Genomic DNA, 2,401 nt, shown 5'->3' with positions numbered 1-2,401 from the left:
TCCTAAGCTAGGGTTGGCTCAGGCAACCTTCTTATTGTCTCACAGAGTGGGTTGTTTACATTGAGCACAGTTGTGAGCATAAACAAAATTTAGGTTTAATGGCATTAGTTCCCTGGTCTGATGCCGATGATTCTTGGTTAAAATTCTAAGAATAGATTATAATTTAAATCTTTTTCACCCTTAGTTTCACCCTTAGTTATCTGGCAGCTCCTGGTCGGTAGGTGAAGACTCTGGTAGATTTGGATCCGGTGATGGGAAAAAGCGATCGCGCATTTTCTGGAAGCCCTCAGGAGCTAGTACCCATTGAGTAGCCAGTAAAATAGCACCAGCCCCAACAAGTATACCGACTACCCCCAGCAGCCCAAACAAGGCTCTAATCCAATCCCGGTATGAGCGGGTGGTTTCAGGTTTCTTGTCATTGGTTGTAGTTATTTCCGCTGGTAGTGATGGAGTCAGAGCAGTTTGCTGTTCCAGATTAACCACCTGTAGTTCTTTGGAGCTAGAGATGTCTCCCAAATTTAGCACTGTCGGATATTGGGGAGAGACAGCACAGTATGTTAGCACCACCGAAATGTCATCTTGACCATTATGTTTAAACCCTAGCTCAATTAAAGACTCAGCTGCCGATTCGACGGAAATTCGGTGGCTATTGACTTTTTGCGGTAAATCTCGACCAAATTTTTCAATCAAGTTGTTGTTGCTCAACCCATCGGAACACAGCAGCAGCAAACCATCTTCTTCCACAATAAACCGTTGCACAGTGGGACGAAGTAATTCAGCCTCCTTTGTCCCTAAGGCTTGAGTGAGTGCTTGTGCATCAGATCGCTGCAACGCTTGTCGATAAAGACTACGACCAAGCCTGACCTCCCGAGTAGCTACATCATCATCCACAGTTAGCTGCTGGCAATAGTCAGGAGTAAGCCAGTAAGCACGACTATCTCCTACACTAGCGATATAGATTTCGTGACCATTGGTTTTCCCTTCTGGTGTATTCACCATTTGGGGAAGTTGTAGCGCTAGGGTTAAGGTAGTAGCCATGCGACGCCGGGATTCTCGTTCTTGTTGATCGTTACGAGAAGAAATCATATTATTGGCAACCCGGATAATTGCTGATAGATTCTCGGTTACGAGTTCTGGTGTCATCAGCTCCGGATCTTCGTTCAACTCAGCCAGTAATGCCCGAACCTGTAATTTAATCGACTGTAGTGCTAACTGACTAGCAATTTCCCCCCCTTCGTGACCACCAATACCATCACAAATAATCGACAGGTGGGGAATCAAGGGGTCTTGGGATTGCTCTGGGTCTTTAATCAAGTCAGCCTTAGTAGGATAGCAACTGTCTTCATTGTGGCTGTGACTTGAACCAGTTGCGGTGATACCAGCAATTTGTAAGCGTAACGGCTGGTGAGCAGCTTGCTCAAGTAATAGGTGGTTAAGTTGGGATGCGATCGCACTTAAGGAGGGGTGTTCAGTTTGCAGGTGTTGGGCAATAGCTTGTAGCGGATCCGCTACAGACACTGAGGCTTTGCGACACCAAGCTTCCCAGCACTCTCCTAGCTGTTTAAGACTAGCATCCACAGAGGGTTCACTCACAGAAGTCGGTTCGGCAGGAGAGTCTCGGGAAACCAATGTATCAAATCCCCTATCCTCTAGACCATTAGACGGTACAACTGGTGATATACTCGTATCAGCCATGGTATCCCGATATAATTCCCGTAGTCGCAGCCGCCACCCTTGAACTCGCAAATTAGTTGGCACTAAAAGGCTAGAAGCCACACCCAATTCTGATAAGGGTATCCATAATTCCCAAATTTGCCAAAGCCAATAGACTTGACGCACTGCGGTCGCAGATGTCCACATCGACTCCATTGAGGGATATAAGTTGCCATTGGCATCAATCGGGGCATTTTCAAGCAAAATGACTACATCTTGACCAGGTGTAGACAGAAAATTCCGTTGCTGTGGCAACTGGCATATCCCATAAACCTCTGGCACATGGAGGCAGTGGGGATACAAGCGTAGGTAAGGAAGGATATGGCCGTTGAGTTGTTCAGGAAAATCCGGTGGCAGTTCTGGCTGCATATCCTGCCAAATTTGCGGGGCAACTACCTGGTAGCGGTCTGCCACTTGTTCTCCAACTGGTAGCTCTACGGCAGCAGAACCCACTGCCCAAAGATAACGATCCACGGCTAATACCTATGAAGTTAATTTACGGCTATACGGTCAAATTCTAAACGGCTGAGATAAATTAGCTAAGGTCCGCGCTTATGCCCCACGTCCCCACTTGCATGTCGGCGTGGGATGAATGGCAGACAAGAACTTTGATACTTTGTGATCATCTATAATGAACATAGTAGGGTAATCAAATTAAGAGCTAACCGCCACCTACTACCTAAAAATA

The 2,401-nt window shown here is 46.6% G+C and carries 1 protein-coding gene; it reads right to left on the bottom strand.

From position 1 onward, the window contains the following. Positions 1–192 precede the first annotated feature (192 nt). Entirely contained in the window at positions 193–2,187 is a 1,995-nt protein-coding gene (locus F6K49_RS41645; RefSeq protein WP_293107069.1) for a protein phosphatase 2C domain-containing protein, read from the bottom strand. Between the last annotated feature and the right edge of the window lie 214 nt (positions 2,188–2,401).

It is taken from the genome of Moorena sp. SIO3I6 (genome assembly GCF_010672095.1).
The sequence above is the reverse complement of the archived record's forward strand: the minus strand, read 5'-3'. Positions and strand labels throughout refer to the sequence as shown.